The organism is Kitasatospora sp. NPDC057595 (assembly GCF_042800875.1).
Taxonomy (GTDB): Bacteria; Actinomycetota; Actinomycetes; order Streptomycetales; family Streptomycetaceae; genus Kitasatospora.
In genome coordinates this window covers 288,940-312,927 of sequence record NZ_JBHVGL010000002.1, presented here as the reverse complement: position 1 = coordinate 312,927, position 23,988 = coordinate 288,940, and the positions used below count along the sequence as shown (strand labels likewise).

At 74.4% G+C, this 23,988-nt stretch carries 23 protein-coding genes; 5 read left to right on the top strand and 18 right to left on the bottom strand.

The window, feature by feature from the left end; translation table 11 throughout:
- Positions 1–56 precede the first annotated feature (56 nt).
- On the top strand, positions 57–1,976 hold the full coding sequence (locus ACFU9E_RS04840) for an FtsX-like permease family protein (RefSeq protein ID WP_380682229.1): 1,920 nt from the start codon (positions 57–59) through the stop codon (positions 1,974–1,976).
- A 33-nt stretch (positions 1,977–2,009) separates the two neighbouring features.
- Here ACFU9E_RS04840 and ACFU9E_RS04835 read toward each other — a convergent pair whose 3' ends face one another.
- On the bottom strand, positions 2,010–2,924 hold the full coding sequence (locus ACFU9E_RS04835) for a LysR family transcriptional regulator (RefSeq protein WP_380682228.1): 915 nt from the start codon (positions 2,922–2,924) through the stop codon (positions 2,010–2,012).
- A 138-nt stretch (positions 2,925–3,062) separates the two neighbouring features.
- Between ACFU9E_RS04835 and ACFU9E_RS04830 the strand changes: the two genes are divergently transcribed.
- A complete protein-coding gene (locus ACFU9E_RS04830) occupies positions 3,063–4,079 on the top strand; it encodes an NADP-dependent oxidoreductase (RefSeq protein ID WP_380682227.1) in 1,017 nt (338 codons plus the stop codon).
- On the opposite strand, the gene ACFU9E_RS04825 is transcribed toward ACFU9E_RS04830, so the two are convergent.
- Entirely contained in the window at positions 4,076–4,924 is an 849-nt protein-coding gene (locus tag ACFU9E_RS04825) for a sigma-70 family RNA polymerase sigma factor (RefSeq protein WP_380682226.1), read from the bottom strand. The genes ACFU9E_RS04830 and ACFU9E_RS04825 overlap by 4 nt on opposite strands.
- Before the next feature lie 75 nt (positions 4,925–4,999).
- Between ACFU9E_RS04825 and ACFU9E_RS04820 the strand changes: the two genes are divergently transcribed.
- On the top strand, positions 5,000–5,668 hold the full coding sequence (locus ACFU9E_RS04820; protein ID WP_380682225.1) for an FMN-dependent NADH-azoreductase: 669 nt from the start codon (positions 5,000–5,002) through the stop codon (positions 5,666–5,668).
- A 50-nt stretch (positions 5,669–5,718) separates the two neighbouring features.
- On the opposite strand, the gene ACFU9E_RS04815 is transcribed toward ACFU9E_RS04820, so the two are convergent.
- The 4 genes from ACFU9E_RS04815 to ctaD form a co-directional block, all read right to left on the bottom strand.
- Positions 5,719–6,120, bottom strand: a complete 402-nt coding sequence (locus ACFU9E_RS04815) for a YccF domain-containing protein (RefSeq protein WP_380683590.1) — start codon at positions 6,118–6,120, stop codon at positions 5,719–5,721.
- A gap of 160 nt (positions 6,121–6,280) precedes the next feature.
- Positions 6,281–7,231 (bottom strand): M48 family metalloprotease, encoded by a 951-nt coding sequence (locus ACFU9E_RS04810; RefSeq protein ID WP_380683589.1) that lies wholly within the window; start codon positions 7,229–7,231, stop codon positions 6,281–6,283.
- Between the two features lie 10 nt (positions 7,232–7,241).
- The gene (locus ACFU9E_RS04805; protein WP_380683588.1) at positions 7,242–7,661 is read right to left on the bottom strand and encodes a BlaI/MecI/CopY family transcriptional regulator; all 420 of its coding nucleotides are present in this window, start codon (positions 7,659–7,661) and stop codon (positions 7,242–7,244) included.
- A 36-nt stretch (positions 7,662–7,697) separates the two neighbouring features.
- The gene (gene ctaD, locus ACFU9E_RS04800; RefSeq protein ID WP_380683592.1) at positions 7,698–9,311 is read right to left on the bottom strand and encodes a cytochrome c oxidase subunit I; all 1,614 of its coding nucleotides are present in this window, start codon (positions 9,309–9,311) and stop codon (positions 7,698–7,700) included.
- Between the two features lie 346 nt (positions 9,312–9,657).
- Here ctaD and ACFU9E_RS04795 point away from each other — a divergent pair, with 346 nt between their 5' ends.
- Entirely contained in the window at positions 9,658–10,191 is a 534-nt protein-coding gene (locus ACFU9E_RS04795; protein WP_380683587.1) for a hypothetical protein, read from the top strand.
- 69 nt (positions 10,192–10,260) lie between these two features.
- On the opposite strand, the gene ACFU9E_RS04790 is transcribed toward ACFU9E_RS04795, so the two are convergent.
- Positions 10,261–11,106, bottom strand: a complete 846-nt coding sequence (locus tag ACFU9E_RS04790) for a DMT family transporter (protein WP_380683591.1) — start codon at positions 11,104–11,106, stop codon at positions 10,261–10,263.
- Positions 11,107–11,202: 96 nt separating this feature from the next.
- Between ACFU9E_RS04790 and ACFU9E_RS04785 the strand changes: the two genes are divergently transcribed.
- Positions 11,203–12,657 (top strand): PLP-dependent aminotransferase family protein, encoded by a 1,455-nt coding sequence (locus ACFU9E_RS04785; protein ID WP_380683586.1) that lies wholly within the window; start codon positions 11,203–11,205, stop codon positions 12,655–12,657.
- Between the two features lie 30 nt (positions 12,658–12,687).
- Here ACFU9E_RS04785 and htpX read toward each other — a convergent pair whose 3' ends face one another.
- The 11 genes from htpX to ACFU9E_RS04730 form a co-directional block, all read right to left on the bottom strand.
- Positions 12,688–13,551, bottom strand: a complete 864-nt coding sequence (gene htpX / locus ACFU9E_RS04780; protein WP_380683585.1) for a zinc metalloprotease HtpX — start codon at positions 13,549–13,551, stop codon at positions 12,688–12,690.
- Positions 13,552–13,725: 174 nt separating this feature from the next.
- The gene (locus ACFU9E_RS04775; RefSeq protein ID WP_380683584.1) at positions 13,726–15,315 is read right to left on the bottom strand and encodes an NADH-quinone oxidoreductase subunit N; all 1,590 of its coding nucleotides are present in this window, start codon (positions 15,313–15,315) and stop codon (positions 13,726–13,728) included.
- A 2-nt stretch (positions 15,316–15,317) separates the two neighbouring features.
- A complete protein-coding gene (locus tag ACFU9E_RS04770) occupies positions 15,318–16,874 on the bottom strand; it encodes a NuoM family protein (protein WP_380683583.1) in 1,557 nt (518 codons plus the stop codon).
- 56 nt (positions 16,875–16,930) lie between these two features.
- Positions 16,931–18,952 carry an NADH-quinone oxidoreductase subunit L gene (locus tag ACFU9E_RS04765; protein ID WP_380683582.1) on the bottom strand — a complete coding sequence of 674 codons (2,022 nt, stop codon included), beginning with the start codon at positions 18,950–18,952 and terminating at the stop codon, positions 16,931–16,933.
- Positions 18,949–19,326 (bottom strand): NADH-quinone oxidoreductase subunit NuoK, encoded by a 378-nt coding sequence (gene nuoK, locus ACFU9E_RS04760; protein WP_380683581.1) that lies wholly within the window; start codon positions 19,324–19,326, stop codon positions 18,949–18,951. The genes ACFU9E_RS04765 and nuoK overlap by 4 nt, the downstream gene beginning before the upstream one ends.
- Positions 19,326–20,051 (bottom strand): NADH-quinone oxidoreductase subunit J, encoded by a 726-nt coding sequence (locus tag ACFU9E_RS04755; RefSeq protein ID WP_380683580.1) that lies wholly within the window; start codon positions 20,049–20,051, stop codon positions 19,326–19,328. Before ACFU9E_RS04755 ends, nuoK begins: the two co-directional genes overlap by 1 nt.
- Complete coding sequence (locus ACFU9E_RS04750) at positions 20,048–20,620, bottom strand: NuoI/complex I 23 kDa subunit family protein (protein WP_380683579.1); 573 nt, start codon at positions 20,618–20,620, stop codon at positions 20,048–20,050. Before ACFU9E_RS04750 ends, ACFU9E_RS04755 begins: the two co-directional genes overlap by 4 nt.
- On the bottom strand, positions 20,617–21,576 hold the full coding sequence (gene nuoH, locus ACFU9E_RS04745; protein ID WP_380683577.1) for an NADH-quinone oxidoreductase subunit NuoH: 960 nt from the start codon (positions 21,574–21,576) through the stop codon (positions 20,617–20,619). The genes ACFU9E_RS04750 and nuoH overlap by 4 nt, the downstream gene beginning before the upstream one ends.
- Complete coding sequence (locus tag ACFU9E_RS04740) at positions 21,573–22,670, bottom strand: NADH-quinone oxidoreductase subunit C (protein ID WP_380714777.1); 1,098 nt, start codon at positions 22,668–22,670, stop codon at positions 21,573–21,575. The genes nuoH and ACFU9E_RS04740 overlap by 4 nt, the downstream gene beginning before the upstream one ends.
- Positions 22,667–23,365, bottom strand: a complete 699-nt coding sequence (locus ACFU9E_RS04735) for an NADH-quinone oxidoreductase subunit B (RefSeq protein WP_380685905.1) — start codon at positions 23,363–23,365, stop codon at positions 22,667–22,669. Before ACFU9E_RS04735 ends, ACFU9E_RS04740 begins: the two co-directional genes overlap by 4 nt.
- Positions 23,356–23,772: an NADH-quinone oxidoreductase subunit A gene (locus ACFU9E_RS04730; RefSeq protein WP_355358117.1), complete on the bottom strand. Its 417-nt coding sequence runs from the start codon at positions 23,770–23,772 to the stop codon at positions 23,356–23,358. The genes ACFU9E_RS04735 and ACFU9E_RS04730 overlap by 10 nt, the downstream gene beginning before the upstream one ends.
- Positions 23,773–23,988 lie beyond the last annotated feature (216 nt).

The window sequence follows — 23,988 nt, the reverse complement described above, 5'->3', positions numbered from 1 at the left end:
CGGAGTGGCCCCCGGCCTGCCGCGCCGACCCTCGCCCCGGCGGTTCGCTGGTGGCCATGGGAATGCTGCGGATCGCGCTCACATCACTGAAGGCCCGCCAGGTCTCGCTGCTCGGCGCCTTCGTCGCGCTCGCGCTCGGCGTCGCGATGACCGCCGTCATGCTGCTCGGTCTCGCCTCCGCCGCGGGTGCCCCCGGCGGGGAGGAGCTGGTCTCGCTGGTCGCCGCGCTCGGCACGGCGGGCGGGGTGAGCGCGTTCGTCTCGGCGTTCGTCGTCGCCTCCACCTACTCCTACGCCGTCGCCCGGCGCCGCCGCGAACTCGGCCTGCTCCGCCTCGCCGGCGCCACCCGCGCGCAGGTCCGCCGTTCCGTGCTCGCCGAGGCGCTGCTGCTCGGCGCGGCCGCCTCCGCCGCGGGCTGTCTGCTCGGCCGGCTCGGTGCGCCCGCGTTCGTCCGGTGGCTGTCCGACGTCGGGATGGCCCCGCCCGGCTTCCCCCTCGCCCCCGCCGGCTGGCCGCTGCCCGCCGCGTTCGGCACCGGTCTGCTGGTCGCCCTCGCCGGTGTCGCCGTCGCCGCCCGCCGGGCCGGGCGGGTCGGACCGCTGGACGCCCTGCGCACGGCCGACCTCGACACCGGCGTGCTGACCGCGGGCCGCCTGCTCACCGGGCTCGGGCTGCTGCTCACCGCCGCCGTCCTGGCCGGCACCGCGCTCGCCACCGACCCGGTCGACCTGCTGCACCGCAAGACGTACACCACCCAGCCGATGTGGCTGATCTCGGCGGTCGGCCTGCTCTCACCGCTGCTCGCCCCGCCGCTGGTCCGCCTCCTGGGCCGCGTCGTGCCCCTGCGGCTCACCGGCTCCGCGGGCCGTCTGGTGCCCGCCGGCGCCGCCGCGGCGGTCCGCCGGACGGGCGCGGTCGCCGCACCGGTGCTGGTCTCGGTCGCGCTGACCGGTTCGCTGGCGGGCGCGCTGGACACGGTGGCCGCCGCCCGCGCCGCCGAGACGCGGGCCCGCACCGCCGCCGACCTGGTCGTCGTACCGGCGCCCGGGTCCGGGGACGCGCTGCTCGGCGCGCTGCGCGCCGTCCGGGGCGTGGCCGCGCTCTCCGCCACCGCGCCGACCGCGCTCGGCCTGGTCGAGCCGGACGGGGTGACCGTCCGCGCCGAGGCCCGGATGACCGCCGACCCGGCGGGTCTGGCCGCCCTCGCCCGACTGCCGCTGCTGGCCGGCTCGACGGCCGCGCTCGACGACGGCTCGCTGGTGCTGCCCGCCGAGTGGGGGCGCACGCGTGTCGGCGAGCGCGTCCCGGTGGTGCGCGCCGACGGCAGCCGGACGACCCTGCGGGTGGCCGCCGTGCTGCGCGACGGGCTCGGCGACAACGGCCTGTACGTGACCGCCGCCAACGCCCCGGGCGCCCGCGTCGACCGCATCGAGGTCCGGTTCTCTTCCTTCGCCACCGGCGACGCCGACGCCGGCCGGGTGACCGCCCGGGTCGCCGATGTGCGCGCCGCCGCCCGGCCGTACGGCGCCACCGTGCTGACCCGGGAGGAGTGGCTCACCGCCGGGGCACCCACCGGGACGGCCTGGCTGCGGATCGCCCTGGTGCTCGGACTGGCCCTCGTCTACACCGGCATCGCGCTCGCCGGCACCCTGCTCATGGCCACCGCCGACCGCCGCCGCGAACTCGCCCTGCTCCGCCTGGCCGGAGCGACCCGCGCCCAGGTGGTGCGCCTGGTGACGGCCGAATCGGTGCTGGTGACGGCGGTCGGCGCGGTGCTCGGCTGCGCGGTCACGGCCGTCCAGCTCGGCTCGACATACGCCGCGCTGGCGGTGCTCCGGGTGCCCGCGCCGCTCGTTCTCCCCTGGCGTCCGGTCGCCGTGGTGGCCGGCGGCGCGCTGCTGCTCGCCGCCGGGTGCGCCGCCCCGGCCGCCGCCTGGGCGCTGCGCTCCCGGCCGGTCACCGCCGCCGCGCGCTGAGGCCGCGCGCTGAGGCCGCCGCCGCTTCCCGCGTCAGACCGCCGCCAGGCCCTCCGGCAGCACCTGTGCGCGCAGCTCCCGCAGCTCCCGGATCAGCGCCCGGACTGCGGCCGTCCCCGCCAGCTCCGGCGTGGTCACGTACCCGACGTACCGGCTCGGCGGCCGCGGCCCGAGGTCGGTGACCGCCAGCCCGGCGGGCGCGCCGAGCAGCGCCGTCCGGGGCATGATCGCCATCCCCAGGCCCTGGGACACCAGGGAGACGGCCACCGTGTCGTCCTCGACGTCGATGGTCGACGGCGGGATCCAGTCCTGCCGGTCCCACCAGTCCCGGGTGTACGAGCCGCAGTTCTCGTCCCAGTCGACCAGCGGCAGCCCGCGCGGCACCGGGTGGCCGGCCGGGTGCGCGAGCGCGTACGTCTCCTCGAACAGGCGGGCCGCGACCAGACCGGGGACGGGCGGCGGCGCGTCCGGGTCGAGGGTGGCGAGGCCCAGGTCGGCCCGGCCGTCGGCGACCTCACCGGCGGTGCCCCGGCCGAGCTCGCGGACGATCCGCACCTGTGGGGTGAGCCCCGGGTGACGGGCGGTCAGCCGGGCCAGGACGGGCGGCAGCAGGTGGGCGGCGACGCTGCGGAACGCGGCGATCCGCAGCACGCCGGTCACCTCCCCGGCCGCGTCCCCCGCCCCGGCCGCCCGGACCTCCGGGCCCATCGCCGCCAACAGCCGCAGGACCCGCCGGGCGTACGCGACAGCCCGCTCGCCCGCCTCGGTGGGGCGCGCGCCGTGGCGCCCGCGCTCGAACAGCACCGCGCCGAGCTTCCGTTCGCAGGCGCGCACGGCGTGCGAGACGGCGGACTGACTGCTGTCCAGGCGCGCGGCGGCCGCCGTGAACCCCCGCTCCTCCGCCACCGCGACCAGAACCCGCAGCTCGTGCGGGGCGAGATCGGTCATGCGGGTGACGCTACCGGATCCATCGATCCCCTTCATGGAACGTCCCCACCCATCGACGCCGCCCCCTGCCCGGGCCGGGCCCCGCTCCCTACGGTGATCATCACCGTCCACCGACACCCGACACCGTCTGGAGCCCCCGTGTCCCGCCCCACCGCCCGCGTCGTCCACCTGGTCTCCCGCCCCACCGGCGAGCCCACGCCCGACAACTTCGCCTTCCTCGACGAGACCGTCCCGCCGCCGGCCGCCGGTGAGGCACTGGTCGAGAACATCCACCAGTCCGTCGACCCGTACATGCGCGAGGATATGGACGAGTCCGGCGGCTGGCAGCTGCACGCCCCGCTGGAGGGCCGCACCCTGGGCCGGATCGTGGAGTCCCGGACGCCCGCCCTGCCCGTCGGCACCCTGGTCCACCACCGCCGGGCCTGGCGCACCCTGTCCGTGGTCACCCCGGACGAGGCCACCGTCCTGCCGGACTTCGCGGGCGTGCCGCTCAGCGCCCACCTCGGCATCCTCGGCGGCACCGGGCTCTCCGCCTGGGTCGGCCTGACCCGGATCGCCCGGCTGCGGGCCGACGAGACGATCTTCATCTCGGCGGCCGCGGGCGGCGTCGGCACCGCGGCCGGCCGGATCGCCCGCCTGCTCGGAGCCGGCCGGATCGTCGGCAGCGCCGGATCCGCCGCCAAGGTCGCCCACCTCACCGAGCGCCTCGGCTTCGACGCCGCCTTCGACCACCACGACGCCCCGCTCGCCGACCGCCTGCGCGAGGCCGCCCCGGACGGCCTGCACGTCTACCTCGACAACGTCGGCGGCGACCACCTGGAGGCCGCCATCGGCGCGCTGCGCGACCACGGCCGGATCGCCTGGTGCGGCGCGGTCGCCCAGTACAACCACCTGCAGTCGCCGCCGCCCGCGCCGCGCAACCTGTTCGACGTGGTCGGCAAGAGCCTGCGGCTGGAGGGCTTCCTGGTCCGCAACCACCTCGACGCCCGCCCCGAGCTGTACGACTTCCTCGTCCCGCACCTGCGGTCCGGCGCCGTCGCCTCGGACGAGACGGTCGTCCGGGGCTTCGAGAACGTCGTGGACGCCTTCCTCGGCATGCTCCGCGGCGCCAACACCGGCAAGATGATCGTCCAGCTCGCCGACGAGCCGCGCTAGCGGGCCTCGTCCGCGAGCGTGACGTCCGCCGCGGCCAGCCGGGCCGGGTCCGCGACCACCTCGAAGGCGGCCACCCGGCCGTCCGCGACGGTGAACCGCAGCAGCAGCCGCAGCCGCCCGTCCGGGGCGATCGCCGCCCCGACCGCGCCGTCCACCAGCACCGGCACCCCGAACCGCGCCCGCCGCCCGATCACCCGGGTCTCCCGAGCCACCGCCCCGGCGCCGCGCAGCACGGCGGTGCCACCGGCGGGCAGCGCGGCCGGGTCGGCCCGGCGCACCACGTCCGGCGCGAGCACGGCGAGCAGGGCGTCCAGGTCACCCCCGCGCGCGGCGGCCAGGAACGCCTCCACCACCACCCGGTCCCCCGTCCCCCGCTCCTCCCCGGCGCCCCTGACCCGCTGCCTGGCCCGGCTCGCCAGCTTCTTGGCGGCCACCGTGTTCCGCCCGACGATCGGCCCGATCTCCTCGAACGGCACCGCGAACCCGTCGTGCAGCACAAACGCGACCCGCTCGGCCGGGCCCAGCCGGTCCAGTACGACCAGCATCGCCCGGCCCACCTCGTCGACCAGCTCGGCCTCCGCCTCGGGCCCGTCCACCACCCGCTCGACCAGCACCGGCTCGGTCCGCCGCGCCCGCAGCACGTCCAGGCAGATCCGCGACACGACGGTGGTCAGCCACCCCGGCAGGTTCTCGACCTCCGCCGCGTCCACCCGCTCCAGCCGCAACCAGGCCTCCTGCACGGCGTCCTCCGCCTCCGCCGTCGACCCCAGCATCCGCCGCGCCACCGCCCCCAGCCGCGCCCGCTCGGCCTCGAACCGCACCGCCAGTTCCTCGCGCCCGTCCATCGGTCACCTTTCCGTCCGCACCCGCGTCACGGGATTGACGATGCCCACCCCTCGAAGGTGACCGGGAGACCCCTCATGCCCACCCTGCTCCACCTGGACTCCAGCGCGAGTCCGACCGACCACTCCGTCAGCCGCCGCCTGACCGCCCGCTTCGCCCACGCCTGGCGGGCCCGCCACCCCGACGCCCACTACCGCTACCACGACCTCGCCGCCGACCCGGTGCCCCTCATCGGCGCCGGCTACGCCTCCCTCGGCGTGCGCGTCGAGCGCCAGGGCGCCCCGGTCCCCCTCACCGACGTCCTTTCCTTCGCCACGACCCCTTCCGAGCACCAGGAGTGGTCCCTCACCCACCCCCTGATCACCGAGCTCCACTCGGCCGACACGCTCCTCCTCGGCGTCCCGATGTACAACTTCACGGTCCCCGCCGCCCTCAAGGCCTGGATCGACCGCATCACCTTCCCCGGCGCCCACACCGGCCGCCTCACCGCCACCCGCGTCATCGTCGTCACCGCCCGCGGCGGCGGCTACGGCCCCGGCACCCCGCGCGAGCCCTTCGACTTCCAGACCCCGTACCTGCGCGCCTGGTTCACCGAACACCTCGGCATCCCGGACGCCAACCTCCGCTTCATCCACGCCGAACTCACCCGCGCCGCCGACATCCCCGCCCTCACCCCCTACCGCGACCTCGCCACCACCTCCCTCACCACCGCCCGCACCACCCTGACCGACCTCGCCACCGCCTGAGCACGCCGAAGGGCCGACGGGAACACCCGTCGGCCCTTCTCCACTTCCCCCTACCGGCCGCCCCACGGCTCGTCCGTCGGCACGATCTCCCGCCCCAGCGGCGTCAGCGACACCGGGATGAGCTTGAGGTTCGCCCACCCGAACGGGATCCCGATGATCGACAGGAACAGCGGAATGCTGGTGATCAGGTGCATCAGCGCCAGCCACCACCCCGCGAAGATCAGCCAGATCACATTCCCGACGCACGACGGCGCCCCGGCATCCGGCCGCTCGACGGCCGTCCGCCCGAACGGCCAGATCACGAACCCCGCCAGCCGGAAGGACGCGATGCCGAAGGGGATGGTGATGATCAGAACGCAGCAGATGATGCCGGCGACCACATAACCGATCGCCATCCAGAACCCGCAGAAGACCAGCCAGAGCACATTCAGTACGAACCCGATCACCTTCATGCCTGGCACCTTCTCACGTACGACGGTTCACCCCTACGACCAGCCGATTCCCGCCGGTCCATGTGTCCACTCCCCTGGGCGACCGGGTTCAGGGACCGCTCCGGGTCCCTCCCATCCTTACGGAGGAGGGCCTTCCGCTGAACGGAGGAAGCAGCGGGAGTCAGAGCGGCGTGACGGCCTTGAGGACGAGGAGGAGGGCCACGGCGGCGTTGAGGGCGGAGAGGGCGGAGGCGGCGGTGCCGAGGGCGGCGACGAGGGCGGCGAGGCCGGCGGGGGTGTGGGCGGGGGGCCAGTTGCGGGTGGTGGGGACGGGGCCGAGGAGGGCGGCGACGCGGCGGGGGACGGGGCCCGGGGCGGCGAAGGCGGGGAAGGCCGCGTAGGCGGCGGGCGGGCGGTGGGAGGCGAGCGCGGCGCGGGCGACCGCGCGGGCGGTGACCCGCCGGTCGCCGACGGCCTGCGCGGACTCCTCGTCCGCCCAGCGCTCCGCGCTGTAGGCGACGGCGCGCTCCAGCGGGCGCAGGAACGGGTTGACGCAGCCCGCGAGCTGGGTGGCCAGCAGGTGGCGGTGGTGCCGGTGGGTGAGGTGGGCGCGTTCGTGGGCGAGCAGAGCGGCGCGCTCGTCCTCGGCGAGGCCGGCCAGCATGCCGGTGGAGACGACGACCCGGCCGGGCGAGCGCAACGAGCCGGGGAGCGCGTAGGCGTACGGGGCCGGGTCGGGCAGCAGGACGACGTCGGACGAGCCGGGCAGCGCGCGGCCGAGGGCGCGCCGGGCGCGGGCACGGATCCGCAGGTGGCGGACGAGGGTGCGGCCGACCGCGAACAGGACGGCGCCGAGGGCGAGCAGCGCCGCCGTGCCGACGGTCTCGTGGTACGGCAGAGCGGCCCGGACCTCGGGGTCGGACCAGCTGTCGGGCAGCGGGTTGCCGGGGATCTGCGCGGTGCCGACGACGCCGATCAGCGCCAGGCAGACCGCGCTGCACAGGGCCATCACGATGCTGATCGCGGTGAGCAGCCGGGCGGCGCCGCGCGGGTGGAGGTGCTGCTCGGTGAGGCGGGCGATGGGCAGCGCCGTCAGCGGCAGGAAGAGGGGAAGGAAGACGAAGACGCCCACGGTGAGGGGGTCAGCCTTCGCGGTCGGCGGCCGGGGCGCAGGCGCCGTCGAGCAGGGTGCGCAGCAGCTCCTCGTCGTGCGGGAGGAGCGCGGTCACGAAGCTGGCGAGCACGGCGTCCCGGTCGGGTTCGCCGTCGAGGACGCGGCGCATCCGCAGGGCGGCGAGGCCGGCCGCGTCCGAGGAGGCCTGCCAGAGGTAGGAGCGGCCGGAGCGGGTGCGGGTGACGGCGTCCTTGGCGTGCAGCCGGGAGAGGATGGTCATCACGGTGGTGTAGGCGAGGTCGCCGTCGAGGCGTTCCTGGACCCAGCCCGCGGTGACGGGGACGGGCGCCCGCTGGAGCACGGCCAGCACCTGCGCCTCCAGTTCGCCCTGGCCGCGCCGCCGGGCCCGCGGGTCGCCGGCCAGCTGGGCGTTGGTGTCCTCTGCCATGCCGGTCATCCTAACGAGAAGGTAAAGGACCCGGAATCAGACGTGTGGTGCGCGGGCGTTCTGCCGCCGGTCGATCTCGGTGATCTCGGGGTGGTGGAGGTCGAAGGCGGGCGACTCGGACCGGACCCTGGGCAGCGTGACGAAGTTGTGCCGGGGCGGCGGGCAGGAGGTGGCCCACTCCAGGGAGCGGCCGTAGCCCCACGGGTCGTCGACGGTGACCCGCCGCCCGTACCGGGCGGTGTGCCAGACGTTGTAGAGGAACGGCAGGGTGGAGATCCCGAGCAGGAACGAGCCGATGCTGGAGACGGTGTTGAGCGTGGTGAAGCCGTCCGAGGCGAGGTAGTCGGCGTAGCGGCGGGGCATGCCCTCGGCGCCGAGCCAGTGCTGGACGAGGAAGGTGGTGTGGAAGCCGACGAAGAGGGTCCAGAAGTGGATCCGGCCCAGCCGCTCGTCGAGCATCCGGCCGGTGAACTTGGGCCACCAGAAGTGGAAGCCGGCGAACATCGCGAAGACCACCGTCCCGAACACCACGTAGTGGAAGTGCGCGACGACGAAGTACGAGTCGGAGACGTGGAAGTCGATCGGCGGCGCGGCGAGCAGCACCCCGGTGAGGCCGCCGAACAGGAAGGTGACCAGGAAGCCGACGGCCCACAGCATCGGCGTCTCGAAGCTGAGCGAGCCCCGCCACATGGTGCCGATCCAGTTGAAGAACTTCACCCCGGTGGGCACCGCGATCATCATCGTCATGATCGAGAAGAACGGCAGCAGCACCTGCCCCGTGACGAACATGTGGTGCGCCCAGACGGTGATCGACAGGCCGGTGATGCCGATGGTCGCGCCGATCAGGCCGGTGTAACCGAAGATCGGCTTGCGGCTGAACACCGGGATGATCTCGGTGACGATGCCGAAGAACGGCAGCGCGATGATGTAGACCTCCGGGTGCCCGAAGAACCAGAACAGGTGCTGCCAGAGCAGCGCCCCGCCGTTGGCCGCGTCGAAGACGTGCGAGCCGAAGCGGCGGTCCGACTCCAGGCAGAGCAGCGCGGCCGCCAGCACCGGGAAGGCGAAGAGCACCAGGACGGCGGTCAGCAGGATGTTCCAGACGAAGATCGGCATCCGGAAGAGCGTCATCCCGGGAGCCCGGAAGCAGACGATCGTGGTGATGAAGTTGACCGAGCCCATGATGGTGCCGAAGCCGGAGAGGGCCAGGCCCATGATCCACAGGTCGGCGCCGAGGCCCGGCGAGTGGTCCGGGCCGTTCAGCGGCGCATAGGCGAACCAGCCGAAGTCGGCCGCGCCGTCCGGGGTGAGGAAGCCGAAGACGACGATCAGCGAGCCGAACAGGTACAGCCAGTAGGCGAGCGCGTTCAGCCGGGGGAAGGCGACGTCGGGGGCGCCGAGCTGCAGCGGCATGATCCAGTTGGCGAAGCCGGCGAACAGCGGGGTCGCGAACATCAGCAGCATGATCGTGCCGTGCATGGTGAAGAGCTGGTTGAACTGCTCGTTGGAGAGCAGTTGCAGCCCGGGGCGGGCCAGCTCGATCCGCATCAGCATCGCCATCAGCCCTCCGAACAGGAAGAACACGAAGGAGGTGGTGATGTAGAGGGTGCCGATCCGCTTGTGGTCGGTGGTGGTGAGCCAGCCGACCAGGGCCCCGCCCCGCCGACGGCGGGCGGCGCGGCGGCGTTGCGACCAGGTCGGGCGTGACGGGTACGGGGGCGGCTGCTCCACGGTGTCCTGCGGCAGGAAAGTCACGCGCTGCGCCTTCCGGGTCCGGGGCAGGGGTCGGACCACCTGTACCGGCCCGACGGGCGCGGCGGACGGGGGCACGCGGGGGCGCGCGCGGCGGCTCACCCGAACAGCGGGCGATCACCCGAACAGGCGCGGCCCGGTTGCCCGGCCCCGGCCGGGATCGGACGGTCGAAGTCCGCACGTCTCTCCGCACACCTGTCCGGGAGTGCCTGTCCGGCCCCGGCGTCCGGTCCTGGAGGAACCCATGAGCAGCACGTCGCCCCCGCCGCCCGGCCAACCGCCCCCGGAACAGCCCCGGGTGGACCAGCCCGGGGTGGACCAGCCCCGGGTGGACCAGCCCCCGCCCTGGCGCCACGGCACCGGCCAGCCGCCACCGCCTCCCTCGCACCACCGCTTCCGCGAGTGGGCGCCCGGCTTCGTGGTGTTCGCGGGTGTCCTGATGCTGATCAACGGCGTCATGGAGGTGCTGCGGGGCATCATGGCGGTCCACGAGGACGAGGTCTTCCTGACCACCAACCGCTACGTCTTCCGCTTCGACCTCACCGGCTGGGGCTGGATCCACATCGTCGTCGGCGCGCTGGTCGCGCTGGTCGGCGCCTTCCTCCTCAAGGGCGCCGCCTGGGCGCGGTACGCCGGTATCGTCCTCACCGCGGTGAGCGCCATCGACGCGTTCCTGTCGATGCCGTACTACCCGGGCTGGTCGATCGTGGCGATCGCGCTGGACGTCTTCATCATCTGGGCCCTCTGCGTCTACCGGCCCAGGGAGGCCGGCCACTGATCCCCGCCGTCGCCGTCCGGCCCCGTACCGCGTACGGGACCGGGCGGCGCCGCGTACGGAGGCGCCGCGTCAGGCCCGGTCCCGCTGGGTGAGCGCGATGCAGAGCAGCACCACCACCGCCGTTACCGGGGCGGCGGCCGGCAGCTCCTCGCCGAGCAGCAGCACCGACCAGACGAGCGTGACCAGCGGCTGGGCCAGCTGGAGCTGACTCGCCCGCGGGACCCCGATCAGCGCCATCCCCCGGTACCAGACCACGAACCCGCCGAACTGCGAGACCGCGGCCGTGTACAGCAGCCCGGCCACCGCCTTCGCCCCGGGGCCACCGGACGGCAGCGGCTCGGAAGCCAGCGCCACGGCCGCGGTCAGCGCGGTCACCGGCAGCGCGGCGACCACCGCCCAGCCGATCACCTGCCAGCCGGGCAGCTCCCGGGAGATCCGCCCGCCCTCCGCGTACCCGGCCGCGCAGACCAGCAGCGCCGCGAACAGGTAGAGCTCGGCGAGGCCGGGCCGCCCGTGACTCCGCAGCAGCGTGAACCCGAGCACCGCGACCGCCCCGGCCAGCGCCGCGCCCCAGAACAGCCGGGACGGGCGGCGGCCGTCGCGGCGGGAGCGCAGGGCCGCGACGGCGGCGGTGGCCAACGGCAGCAGACCGATGACGACGGCCGAGTGCGCGGTCGTGGAGGTGCGCAGGGCCAGCGTGCTGAGCAGCGGGAAGCCGAGCACGCAGCCGGCCGAGACCACCAGCAGACCGGGCCAGTGGCGGCGCTCGGGCAGCGGGACGCGGGCGGCGGCGAGGCAGAGCGCGGCGAGCAGGCCGGCCAGCGCGCCGCGCAGCCCGGTGGCCGTCCAGGGGCCGAAGCCGGTCAGCGCCCAGGCGGTGGCGGGGAAGCTGAAGGAGAAGGAGAGGACGCCCAGGGCGGCCAGTGCGGCGCCCGGCCCCCCGAGGCGGCGGGCGCCGTGGCGGGTCGTACCGCTACCGCCGGAGAGGGGGTAGCGCTATCTTGTGCTCTCATGAACGAGCGTAGCAGTGTGGCCGAACTTGCCGACAGCCTGCGTCGCGAGGTCGAGCGCTACCCTGAAGGACGGAAGCTGCCGTCGAGCCGGGCGCTGATGGAACGCCACCAGGTCAGCCCGGGAACGGTGTCGCGCGCCATCGCCGTGCTGGCCGCCGAGGGCCTGGTGGTCTCCCGCCCGGGCGCCGGCGTGTTCCGGGCGGCGGCCTTCGCGGGCGGTCCGGGCATCGGAACGCCCGCCGCCGCCCGTCCCGGCGACCTCTCCTGGCAGGAGATCGCGCTCAGCACCGACAGCGGCCCGCGCGATCTGCTGGCCGCCCCGGTGTTCGCCACCCTGCGCGTGCCGCCGCCCGACGTCGTCGACCTCAACAGCGGCTACCCGCACGCCTCGCTGCTGCCCGAGCGTCTGCTCGCCGCCGCCCTCGGCCGGGCCGGGCGGCGGCCGGGCGCCTGGGAACGCCCGCCCACCGACGGCCTCACCGAGCTGCGCGGCTGGTTCGCCCGCGACATCGGCGGCCCCGGCGGGCCGATCGCCACCGGGGACGTGCTGATCACCTCCGGCGGGCAGGGCGGCCTCACCGTGGCGATGCGCTCGCTCGCCGCGCCCGGCGCGCCGGTCCTGGTGGAGTCGCCGACGTACTCGGGGATCCTGGCGGTCGTCCGGGCAGCCGGGCTGCGGCCCGTCCCGGTGCCGGTGGACGCCGACGGGGTGCGCACCGACCTGCTGGCGGACGCCTTCGCGGCCACCCGGGCACGGGTCTTCGTCTGCCAGCCGCTGTTCCAGAACCCGACCGGCGCGGTGCTCTCCCCCGAACGCCGGGGCGAGGTGCTGCGGATCGCCCGGGCGGCGGGCGCGTTCGTGGTCGAGGACGACTTCTCCCGGCTGCTGGTCCACGCGGACGCCCCCGCGCTGCCGCGCCCGCTCGCCGCCGAGGACCGCGACGGGGTGGTGGTGCACCTGCGCTCGCTGACCAAGGCCGCCTCCCCCAACCTGCGGGTCGGCGCGCTCACCGCGCGCGGGCCGGCGCTCGCCCGGCTGCGGGCGACCCAGGTGGTGGACACCTTCTTCGTGCCCAGGCCACTGCAGGAGGCGACGCTGGAGCTGGTCGCCGACCCCGGCTGGGCCCGCCATCTGCGCACCCTCGGCAGCGAGCTGCGCGACCGCCGCACCGCCGCCGTCACCGCCCTGCACCGCGAGCTGCCGGGCCTGCTCGGCGACTACCGGCCCGGGGGCTACCACCTGTGGCTGCGGCTCCCGGACGGCGTCGACGACGGCGCCCTCACCGAGGCCGCCCTGCGGGCCGGCGTCCAGGTGACCCCGGGCCGCCCGTACCACGCCGCCGAGCCACCGGCCCCGCACCTGCGGCTGAGCTACGCGGCCGCGGAGAGCTCCGCCCAGGTGGCGGAGGGCGTGCACCGCCTGCGACTGGCCTTCGAGGAGGTCGCGGGCTGACGACGGGCCCCGCGCTCCCAGGGGCGGGGCCTAACCCCGGTAACCGGCCATCCGCTCCAGCCGGGCGATCCGCTCGGCCATCGGCGGATGGGTGGAGAAGAGCTTCGTACCGGCCTCGCCCGGCCGGAACGGGCTGGCGATCATCATGTGGCTGGCGGTCTGGATCTGCGGCTCCGGCGGCAGCGGCAGCTGCCGGGTGCCGGCGTCCAGCTTGCGCAGCGCGCTCGCCAGGGCGAGCGGGTCGCCGGTGATCCGGGCGCCGTCGGCGTCGGCCTGGTACTCGCGGGAGCGGCTGACGGCCAGCTGGATCAGCGAGGCAGCGACCGGGCCGAGGATCATGATCGCGAGCATCCCGAACAGGCCGGGGCCGTCGTCGTCCTCGCTGCGGCCGAACGGGATCAGCCAGGCGAAGTTGACCAGGAACATCACCACCGAGGCGAGCGCCCCCGCCACCGAGGAGATCAGGATGTCGCGGTTGTAGACGTGGCTCAGCTCGTGGCCCAGGACGCCGCGCAGCTCCCGCTCGTCGAGCAGCTGCAGGATGCCGTCGGTACAGCAGACCGCGGCGTTGCGCGGGTTGCGGCCGGTGGCGAAGGCGTTCGGGGCCGGGGTCGGCGAGATGTAGAGCCGGGGCATCGGCTGGCGGGCCGCGGTCGAGAGCTCGCGGACGATCCGGTAGAGCTGCGGGGCCTCGATCTCGCTCACCGGGCGGGCGCGCATGGCGCGCAGCGCGAGCTTGTCGCTGTTCCAGTAGGCGTAGGCGTTGGTGCCGAGGGCGACCAGCAGGGCGATCACGAAGCCCGTGCGGCCGAAGAAGCTGCCGATCACCAGGATCAGCGCCGAGAGGCCGCCGAGCAGGGCGGCGGTCCTCAGTCCGTTGTGCGGGCGGTGCACGGCCGGCCCTCCAATGGTGCGTGGGGAAGCCCTTTCTGCCTCGTCCCTCCTGCCCGCTCAACGGGCGGGGCCGGGGGCCTTGTTCCCTTGTGACCAGCGCGACACCCGACCGGGTGACGCACCCGCACCGCCCGCCACCTCGGCACACGTCCGGGGCGGGGGGCGGGAGGGGGGTCAGAACAGCGAGCCGCCCACCACCTGGAGCACCAGTTGCGGGGCCACCGAGAGCACCACGGCCGCCGAGGCGGTGAGCCCCAGGGTGGCGCTCAGCGACACCGGCAGGCGTCGCTCGTGGGCCGGGGTCCCGACCGCGGCCCCCTCCGCCGGGGCGAACAGCCGGGCGGTCCAGAGCAGGTAGTAGTACAGGGCGACGACCACATTGACGGCCATCACCACGGCCAGCCAGCCCAGCCCGGCGTCGACGGCGGCGCGGAACACCACCACCTTGCCGAACAGGCCGATCACGCCCGGGGGCAGTCCGGCCAGGCAGAGCAGGAAGAAGGCCAGCGCCAGTGCCGTCCAGCGGTTGCGGGCGAACAGACCGCGGAAGTCGTCCACGCTGGTCCCGGCCCTGCGGCCGACCGCCGCCACCACGCCGAAGGCGCCGAGGTTGACCACGCCGTAGATCAGCGCGTACGCGGCGGTGGCGCCCAGCGGGTCGGTCACGGTGGGCGCGTAGCCGGCCGCGGCCAGCGGCACCAGCAGGTAGCCGGCCTGGCCCACCGAGGACCAGGCGAGCAGCCGGACCGCGCTGTGACGGGTGTCGAAGCGCTGGCGCAGCGCGCCCACGTTGCCGACCGTCATGGTGACGGCGGCCAGCACCGCGAGCGTCAGGCCCCAGGTGTGGGCGTAGGGGCGGAAGGCGATCGTGGTGGCCAGCGCCAGACCGGCCAGACCGGCCGCCTTGCCGACCACCGAGAGGTAGCCGGCCACCGGCAGCGGGGCGCCGGTGTAGGTGTCCGGGACCCAGAAGTGGAACGGGACGGCGGCAACCTTGAAGGCGAAGCCGACCAGGGTGAGCACGGCGCCCGCCTCGGCCAGCGGCTTCAGCTGCGCGGGCGCCTGCTCCAGGCCGGTGGCGACGGCGCCCAGGTGCAGGCTGCCGCTCGCCGCGTAGACGAAGCCGACGCCGAGCAGCATCACGGCGGTCGCGGTGACGGAGGAGACGAAGAACTTCAGCGCGGCCTCGGCACCCCGGCCGTCCCGGCGCAGCGCGACCAGGGCGAAGGCGGGCAGCGAGGCGACCTCCAGGGCGATCACCAGGGTGGCGAGGTCGCGGGAGGCGGGCAGCAGGGCGGCACCGGTGGCGCTGGAGAGCAGCAGGAACCAGTACTCGCCGCCGGGCAGCTTCTCGTCCTCCACGGTGTGCGCGGACAGCAGCGCGGCGATCAACGCGCCGCCGAGCGCGAGCAGCTGGAAGACCAGCGCGAAGTGGTCGGCGACGTAGGAGCAGCCGGCGTTGTCAGTGGCTCCTGTTACGTTCTGTGCACAGAACGTGGCCCGGGGTGATCCCCCGGTGAGCGGGAGGAGCGAGATGAGCGCGAGGGCGAGTCCGGCGGCGGTGAGCCGGCCCAGCCACTTCTTGTGCCGCGCGGGCAGGAAGAGGTCGGTGACCAGTACGGCGAGGGCGGCCGCGGCGGCGATCAGCGGGGGCGCGATCGCCACCCAGTCCACGGACTGGATCAGGCTGCCCGGGTTGGCGACGGCGAGGGAGGTCACAGTGGTCTGCCCCGTGGAGTGAGGTCCGAGTGCGGTGCCGAGCATGATCAGCCACCCCCGAGGAGGTGTTTGACGGCGGGGTCGGAGAGGCCGAGCAGCAGCGCGGGCCAGAGACCGGCGAGCAGGGTGAGGGCGGCCAGCGGAGTCCAGCTGACGGCCTCGTACGGGCGCAGATCGGCGAGCTCGGCCACCGGGGCGGGCTGCTTCGGGTCGCCCATGCAGACGCGCCTGACCACGATCAGCAGGTACGCGGCGGTGAGGAGGGTGCCGAGACCGGCCAGGACCATGTAAGTGACGAACGCGGGGCGCGAGAGGCCGTCGGCCGGGTCGAACGCGCCGAACATCGCGAGCAGCTCGCCCCAGAAGCCGGCCAGCCCGGGCAGGCCGAGGCTGGCGACGGCGGCGAAGGCGAGCAGCGCGCCCAGCCGGGGCGCCCGTCCGTAGAGGGCGGCGCCGGTGGTGCCGGAGAGGGTGTCGAGGTCCGCCGTGCCGTAGCGGTCCTTGAGCGCCCCGACGACGAAGAACAGCAGGCCGGTGATCAGACCGTGCGCGATGTTGGCGAACAGCGCGCCGTTGACGCCGACCGGGGTGAGGGAGGCGATGCCCAGCAGGACGAAGCCCATGTGACCGACGGAGGAATAGGCGATCAGGCGCTTGAGGTCGCCCTTGGCCCCGCGCCGCGCGAGCGCGAGGCAGGCCAGCGAGCCGTAGACGATGCCGACGGCGGCGAACGCGCCCAGGTAGGGGGCGAGCGTCGTGGTGCCGTCGGGGACGACCGGGAGGAGGACGCGGACCAGGCCGTAGGTGCCCATCTTCAGCAGCACGCCGGCGAGCAGCACGGAGCCGACGGTCGGGGCCGCCGTGTGCGCGTCCGGGAGCCAGCTGTGCAGCGGCCAGGCGGGGGCCTTGACCGCGAGCCCGACCATGATCGCCAGCGCGGCGATCACCTGGGTGGAGTGGCTCAGGCCGGAGCCGTGGGCGGCGGCGAGGGCCTGCATGTCGAAGGTGCCCGCCTTGCCGCCGACCAGCAGGAAGCCGAGCAGCATCACGGCCGAGCCGAGCAGCGTGTACAGGATGAAGCGGTTGGCGGCCGGCACCTTCGCCCCGCTGCCCCAGCGGGCGATCAGGAAGTACATCGGGATCAGCACGATCTCGAAGGCCAGGAAGAAGAGCAGGAGGTCCAGCACCGCGAAGGTGGCGAGCATGCCGACTTCGAGGAGGAGGAACAGCCCGACGAAGGCCCGCGCGGACGGGACTCCCTCCCCGGAGGGCAGCCGCCGCTCCGAGTACAGCGCGCAGAGGAAGGTGAGCAGCGAGGTCAGGACGATCAGCGGCAGCGAGACGCCGTCCACGCCGAGGTGGAAGCGCACGCCGATGGCCGGGATCCAGGACACGTCGGTGGTGGCCTGCATCCGGGCGGGCTCGTCGTGGTCGAAGCCGGCCGCCAGGACGACGGTGAGCACCAGGACGGCGCCGGTCACCACGGTGCTGAAGCGCAGCGCGCGGCGGTCGGCGGCGGCCGGGTCCGCGCCGAACGCCGGGGCCAGGGTGAGCGCGGCGCCGAGCAGCGGCAGCACCAGGAGGGCGATGAGGACCGCGTTCATCGGGGGCTCCTAGCAACAACCACGACGGCGGACGGGGAAGGGAGGTACGGCATCGGCTACACCGCCACCAGGACGGCCAGCAGGACGACGCCGGCGAGCAGCGCGCTGAGGTAGGTCTGCGCGTTGCCGGTCTGGGCGAGCCGCACGGCGCGGCCGAGCAGGCCCGCCCCGGCGCCGGCGCCGCGCACGTACGTCTCCACGACCTCGCGGTCGAGGAAGCGGACGAGCCGGGCGGCGGCCTCGACCGGGCGGACGAACAGCGCGCTGTAGAGCCGGTCGACGCCGAAGCCGTGCCGGGCCGGGCCGAACAGCGGGCCGAGCAGGGCGCGCCCGGGGTCGGCGACGACCACGTCGGCGGCCGGGGCTCCGTCCTGCTCGGGCACCCGGGCGGTGGCCGAGCGCCAGGCCCCGTAGGCCAGCAGCGCGCCGACCACGGCGAGGCCGGTGCCGATCACGGCGGTGACCGCGGAGGGCCGCAGCGAGCCGCCGTCCAGCAGCGCGGGCAGCCAGTCCGAGCGCAGGCCGGCGACGCCGAAGCCCATGGTCGGCACGGCGAGCACCCAGAGCGGCCAGCGCATCGCGGGCGGCTCGGCGACGGCCGGGTCGGCCTCGTCGAGCTCGGGCGAGTACGGCGCGCCGGCCTCGTGGTCGCCGACGACCGTGCCCCGGTCGGCGGCGGGCAGCACCGCGGGCGCCGCCGCGGCCGCGCCGACCGGGCTGTGGAAGGCGACCAGGAACAGCCGGGCCGCGTAGGCCGCCGTGAGCAGCGCGGTGAGTCCGGCCGAGATCAGCACGATCCAGCCGGCCGCCTGCGGCACCGCCGAGGCGGGGCCGAGGCCGTTGGTCAGCGCCTCGCCGTTGGCGGCGTGCTCGGCGGCGGTCAGCACCGCCTCCTTGCTGAAGAAGCCGGCGAACGGCGGCAGGCCGACCAGGGCGACCAGCGCGATGCCCATCGTCCAGTAGGCGTCCGGGACGCGCTTGCGCAGCCCGGGGATCCGGGACATCGCGGAGATCGAGTTGGTGTGCGCGGCGTGGATCACCACACCGGCCGCGAGGAACAGCAGTGCCTTGAACGCGCCGTGGCTGACCAGGTGGAACACCGAGGCCTGGCGGTCGCCGCTGGCCAGCGCGCCGGCCATGTAGCCGAGCTGGCCCACGGTCGAGTAGGCGAGCACCCGTTTGAGGTCGTCCTGGGCGAGCGCGCTGAGCGCCGAGCCGATCATCGTCACGGCGGCCATCACCGCCAGCACGACCAGCGCCGCGCCGGAGAGCAGGAAGACCGGCAGCAGCCGGGCCACCAGGTAGATGCCGGCCGCGACCATGGTGGCGGCGTGGATCAGCGCGGAGACCGGCGTCGGGCCGGCCATCGCGTCCGGGAGCCAGGTGTGCAGCGGGAACTGCGCGCTCTTGCCGGCCACCCCGGCCAGCAGCAGCAGCGCGACCAGCGTCGGGTGGCCGAGCCGCCCCTCGGTGGCGGCCCGCAGCACGTCCTCGATCCGGAAGCTCCCGGCGTCGGCGCCGAGCAGGAAGATGCCGAACAGGAACGGCACGTCGCCGAGCTTGGTGACCAGGAAGGCCTTGAGCGAGGCGGAGCGGGCGTCCTCGGTCTCCCAGTGGTGGCCGATCAGGAAGTACGAGCAGATGCCCATGACCTCCCAGCCGACCAGCAGCACGACCAGGTCGCCGGAGTAGACGACCAGGAACATCGCCGCCGTGAACAGCGAGACCAGCGCCGCGTAGGAGGGGTAGCGCGGGTCGTCCTTGAGGTACGCGGTCGAGTAGACCTGCACACAGGTGGCGACCAGGCCGACCAGCACCGAGATCAGCGAGCTGAAGCCGTCCAGGTGGATCGCGAGCGCGATGTCCGGTCCGCCGGTCGGGGTGAGCCGGGTGCCGGCGTCCAGCACCTGGCCGCTGCCGAGCTGGAGCGCGACGACCAGCGCGAGCACCGCCGAGACGGCGACCGGCACGATCGCCAGCGGCCGGGCGAGGCCGGGCGCGCGCTTGCCGACGGCCAGGGTGGCCGCCGCACCGAGCGCGGGCAGCGCGGGGACGAGGGCGGGCAGGGCGAGGTTCATGCGGCGGCCCGGCCCTTCAGCGCCTCGGCTCCGGCCGTCGCCCCGTCGACGTCGGCGGTGGACTCGGCCGGGTCGCCGAGCGCGGTGGCCCGGTCGATGTCCGCGGTGCCCCGGGCCCGGAACAGCAGCAGGACGATGGCGAGCCCGAGGCCGATCTCGGCGGCGGCGACGGTGATGGTGAACAGGGTCAGCGCCTGCCCGGCGTGCAGCGAGTCGCGCAGCCAGGCGTCGAAGGCGACGAGGTTGAGGTTGACGGCGTTGAGCATCAGCTCGACGGACATCAGCACCAGGATGACGTTGCGCCGGGCGAGCACGCCGTAGACGCCGATGCTGAACAGCAGCGCGGCGAGGACGACGGGGTAGGCGAGGTGCATCAGCCCTCCTGCTCGGTGGTGGTCGGCGCGGGCTCCGCCGAAACCTCGGACGCAGGCACGGGCTCGACCGAGGGCGCGGGCGCGGTCCTCGCGACCGGCCCGTTGGAGCCCACCGGCCGGCCGGCCCGGATCCGCCCGGCCCGGGGCGCCGGCACCCGCCGGCCGTTGCCGCGCGACAGCACGATCGCGCCGACCAGCGCGGCCAGCAGCAGCACCGAGAGCGCCTCGAAGGGCAGCACCCAGGTCCGGAACAGGCTCGCGCCGGTCACCGTCGTCGAGCCGCCACCCGCGCCGAGGTCGATCCAGGACGTCCGGAAGGCGTCCACGACCAGCGTCACCAGCGTCCCGGCCGAGGCCAGCGCGACCACCAGGGCGACCCAGCGGTTCTTGGAGTCGGCGTCCGGCGAGCGTCCGATCGGCGCCTTGGTGAGCATCAGCCCGAACAGCACCAGGACGACCACCGAGCCGAGGTAGATCAGCACCTGCACCCAGGCGATGAACTCGGCGGTGAGCAGCAGGAACTCCACGGCCAGTCCGCCGAGCGCGGCCACCAGCCAGAGCGCGGCGTGCACCAGCTGCTTGGTGGTGACGGCGACCAGGGCCGAGCCGAGCACGGCGATGCCGACCAGCAGGAAGACGATCTCCGCCCCGGTCGGGGAGAGGAACGAGCGCGCGGCCGGGTCCAGCGACCCGGTCGCGGCGAGCAGGGTGGCGGCCCCGATCACGCGTCACCACCGTCCTGCGCCGTCTCCGCTTCCTCCGCCGCCTTGGCGGCGGCCGCCGCCAGCTTGTTGGCGGCCTTGCGCGCGGTGGCGATCTCCTTGGGCTCCTCGGCCGCCGGATCCAGCGCCGGCGGCACCGGCACCGTCCACATCCACTCCCGCAGCCGGTCCCGCTCGTGGGTCAGCTCCAGGATGTCGGTCTCCGCGTACTCGAACTCGGGCGACCAGAACAGCGCGTCGAAGGGGCACACCTCGATGCAGATCCCGCAGTACATGCAGAGCGAGAAGTCGATGGCGAAGCGGTCCAGCACGTTGCGGGTGCGGGCGCGCGCGTTCGGGTCGGCGGCCGGCAGCGTCTCCTTGTGGGAGTCGATGTAGATGCACCAGTCCGGGCACTCACGGGCGCAGAGCATGCAGACCGTGCAGTTCTCCTCCAGCAGGGCGATCACGCCGCGCGAGCGCGGCGGAAGGACCGGCTGCACGTCCGGGTACTGCGCGGTGATGCTCTTCTTCGTCATCGTCCGCAGGGTGACGGCCAGGCCCTTGGCCAGGCCCGCACCGGGGAAACTCATGAGATCGCCACCTTGATGATGCCGGTGAGGGCCAGCTGGACGAGGGCGAGCGGGATCAGCACCGTCCACGCGAAGCGCATCAGCTGGTCCTCGCGCAGCCGGGGGTAGGTGACCCGGAGCCAGATCACCACGAAGGCCAGCGCGAAGGTCTTCAGCAGGGTCCACAGCCAGCCGAGCTGGTCCGGCAGCGGGCCGTGCCAGCCGCCCAGGAAGAGCACCGCGGTCAGCGCGGAGACCACCAGGATGCCCGCGTACTCGGAGAGCAGGAACAGCGCGAAGCGCAGACCGGTGTACTCGGTGTACGCGCCGAAGATGATCTCGGAGTCGGCGACCGGCATGTCGAAGGGCGGACGCTGCAGCTCGGCCAGACCGGCCGTGAAGAACACGAAGCCGCCGATCAGCTGCCACGGGATCCAGTACCACTCCCAGGCGTCCATGATCCCGGGCAGCGAGAGCGTCCCGGCGGCCATCGCCACGGAGGCGGCGGCGAGCACCATCGGCAGCTCGTAGGACATCAGCTGCGCGGCCGTCCGCAGACCGCCGAGCAGCGAGAACTTGTTGGCCGAGGCCCAGCCGGCCATCAGCTTGCCGATCACGCCGACGCCCATGACGGCGAGCACGAAGAACAGACCGGCGTCCACCGCCTGCCCGACGAAGCCGCCAGGTCCGACCGGGATCACCAGCAGCACCAGCAGGTACGGCAGCAGCGAGACGGCGGGCGCCAGCTGGAAGATCCGCCGGTCGGCGCCGGAGGGGACGATGTCCTCCTTCTGGGCGAACTTCACACCGTCCGCGATCAGCTGCGCCCAGCCGTGGAAACCGCCGGCGTACATCGGGCCGAGCCGGCCCTGCATGTGCGCCATCACCTTGTGCTCGGTCTGGCCGATGACCAGGGGCAGGACGAGGAAGACGACCAGCGTGGCGACGCAGCGCAGCACCGTGTCGAACAGGTTCACGCGCCGTCTCCGTCCTGGCCGGCCGACTCGACCGGCGGCTTCTTCGTCTTCTCCGCGCTCTCGACGTTCTCGGCGTCCGCACCGTTCCCGGCGTCCGCACCGTTCCCGGCGTCCGCCGCCTTCGCCTCGCCGGCGGGTTCCCCGGCGGCCGGCTTCCCGGGCTCGTCGTGCGCCGGCACCGGGTTGTGCCACGGCGCGTCGGAGGACTGCGTCCGGGCGGGCGGCGGCGCGGCGGCCTCGGCCGGGCCGGCGGGCGCCTGGCTCACCGATCCGTCGGAGACCGAACGCGTGCGCCGCGGCCGGTCCGCCCGCACCGGGGGCGGGGGTGCCTCCTGCGTGGCAGGGGCCTCGCCGACCGTCTGGCTCGCCGACCCCTCGGAGACCGAACGCGTGCGCCGCGGCCGGTCGGCCCGCACCGCGGCGGCGCCCTCGGCGCCCTCGGCGCCCGCGGCACCCGCCGCCGCACGCGGCGTCCGGGCCGCACCGGCCGCCCGGGCACCGCGCGCCGGCCGCTCGGCGACCGGCGGCAAGGTGCCCTTGAGCGGGCCCCACTCGTTCGGGTCCGGCACACCGGCCGGCTGCATCTTGCGCCGCGCCGGCCCGTCGCCGTGGTCGGACTCGCCCGGCTCCTTGGCGCCCGGCCAGGCCTTGGCGACCCGGGCCGCGAGCACGAACTCCTTGCGCAGCGGGTGCCCCTCGAAGCCGTCCGGCAGCAGCAGGGTGATCAGATGGGGGTGCCCGGGGAAGTCGATGCCGAACATCTCGTGCGTCTCGCGCTCGTGCCAGGCGGCCCCGGCGTACACCGGGACGGCGGTCGGCAGCGCGGCCGCGTCGCGCGGCACCCGGGTGCGCAGCGCCAGGTGGCGCACGCCCGGGGCGTCGACGGCGGCGAGGTGGGCGACCACCGAGAAGCCCTCGGCGAGCTCGTCGACGGCGCTGAGCCAGTCGAAGAAGCCGAGGCCCAGGGTGTCCCGGGCGGCGGTGAGCGCCTCGATCCAGTGCTCGGCCGGCACGTCGACGGTGATCAGCCCGTACGCCTCGGCGCCGGTCGCCCACTCCCCGACCGACGCCGCGTACTGCTCGGCCGTGGTCACGAGACCCCTCCCTCAGCGGAACCCGAACCGGCCGCCCCGGCACCGGCCGCCCCGGCACCGGCGGCACCGGGCCCGGCCACCGGCGGACGCCGCAGCGCCGCCGCGGGCGCGGGCGCGGTGTAGCGGCCGGGCAGCGACTCGGCGGCGATCTTCTCCTGGAGCTTGAGAATGCCCTGGAGCAGCGCCTCCGGCCGGGGCGGGCACCCGGGCACGTAGACGTCGACCGGGATGATCTGGTCGACGCCCTTGGTCACCGAGTAGGAGTCCCAGTAGGGCCCGCCGGAGTTGGAGCAGGCGCCGAAGGAGATGACGTACTTCGGCTCGGGCATCTGCTCGTAGAGCCGCTTGACGGCGGGCGCCATCTTGTCGGTCACCGTCCCCGAGACGATCATCAGATCGGCCTGCCGGGGGCCCGGCGCGAACGGGATGACGCCCATCCGGATGAAGTCGTGTTTGGCCATCGAGGCCGCGATGAACTCGATCGCGCAGCAGGCCAGACCGAAGTTGAAGCACCAGAGGCTGTAGCGCCGTCCCCAGTTGAGGACGACCTTCACCGGGTCCGGAGCCAGCCGGGCCAGCGGGCCGATGGACCGCCGCTCGACGGTGCCACCGGGGCGCGACGGGTCCGGCACGCCCAGCGGAACCGGGCCGCCGGAGGCGTCGTGCCCGTGCGAGTGGGTGTGCGTCACGTCCATTCCAGAACGCCCTTCTTCCAGGCGTAGAGCAGTCCGACCGCGAGGAAGCCGATGAAGACGAACATCTCGACCAGCGTCCCGGCGCCGTATCCGGCGGAGGCGAAGACGGTCGCCCACGGGAACAGGTAGATCGCGTCGACCGCGAAGATCACGTACAGGAAGGCGTAGACGTAGTAGCGGATCTGGGTGTGCGCCCAGTCCTCCCCCACCGGGTCCACACCGCACTCGTAGGCGAGCAGCTTCTCCGGCGAGTACACCACCGGCCGCAGCAGGCGGTTGGCGGTGAACGCCACCGTCACGAAGACCACGCCGACGACGGCGAGCAGGCCGATCGCGGCGTACGCGTCGAAGTAGCCGCCGCCGGCCGCCGGGTCGGCCGCGACCGAAGCCGCCCGCTGCCCCACCATGCCTCGCCTCCACATCGGCCGCGGAACCCGCCCTCGGGGCGGTTCTACGACGTTCCTTTACACGCTCATAACCATCGCCAGTGCGTGAGTCTAAGTGCACGGCACGGGTACCCCGCACCCTGCCCGATCCGCAAGACACCCGATGGACAACCGGTGGACACCCCGTGCGCCCACCGCCGGGGTGGGGATAACCCCCGTCCCGGGAGACGTATCACC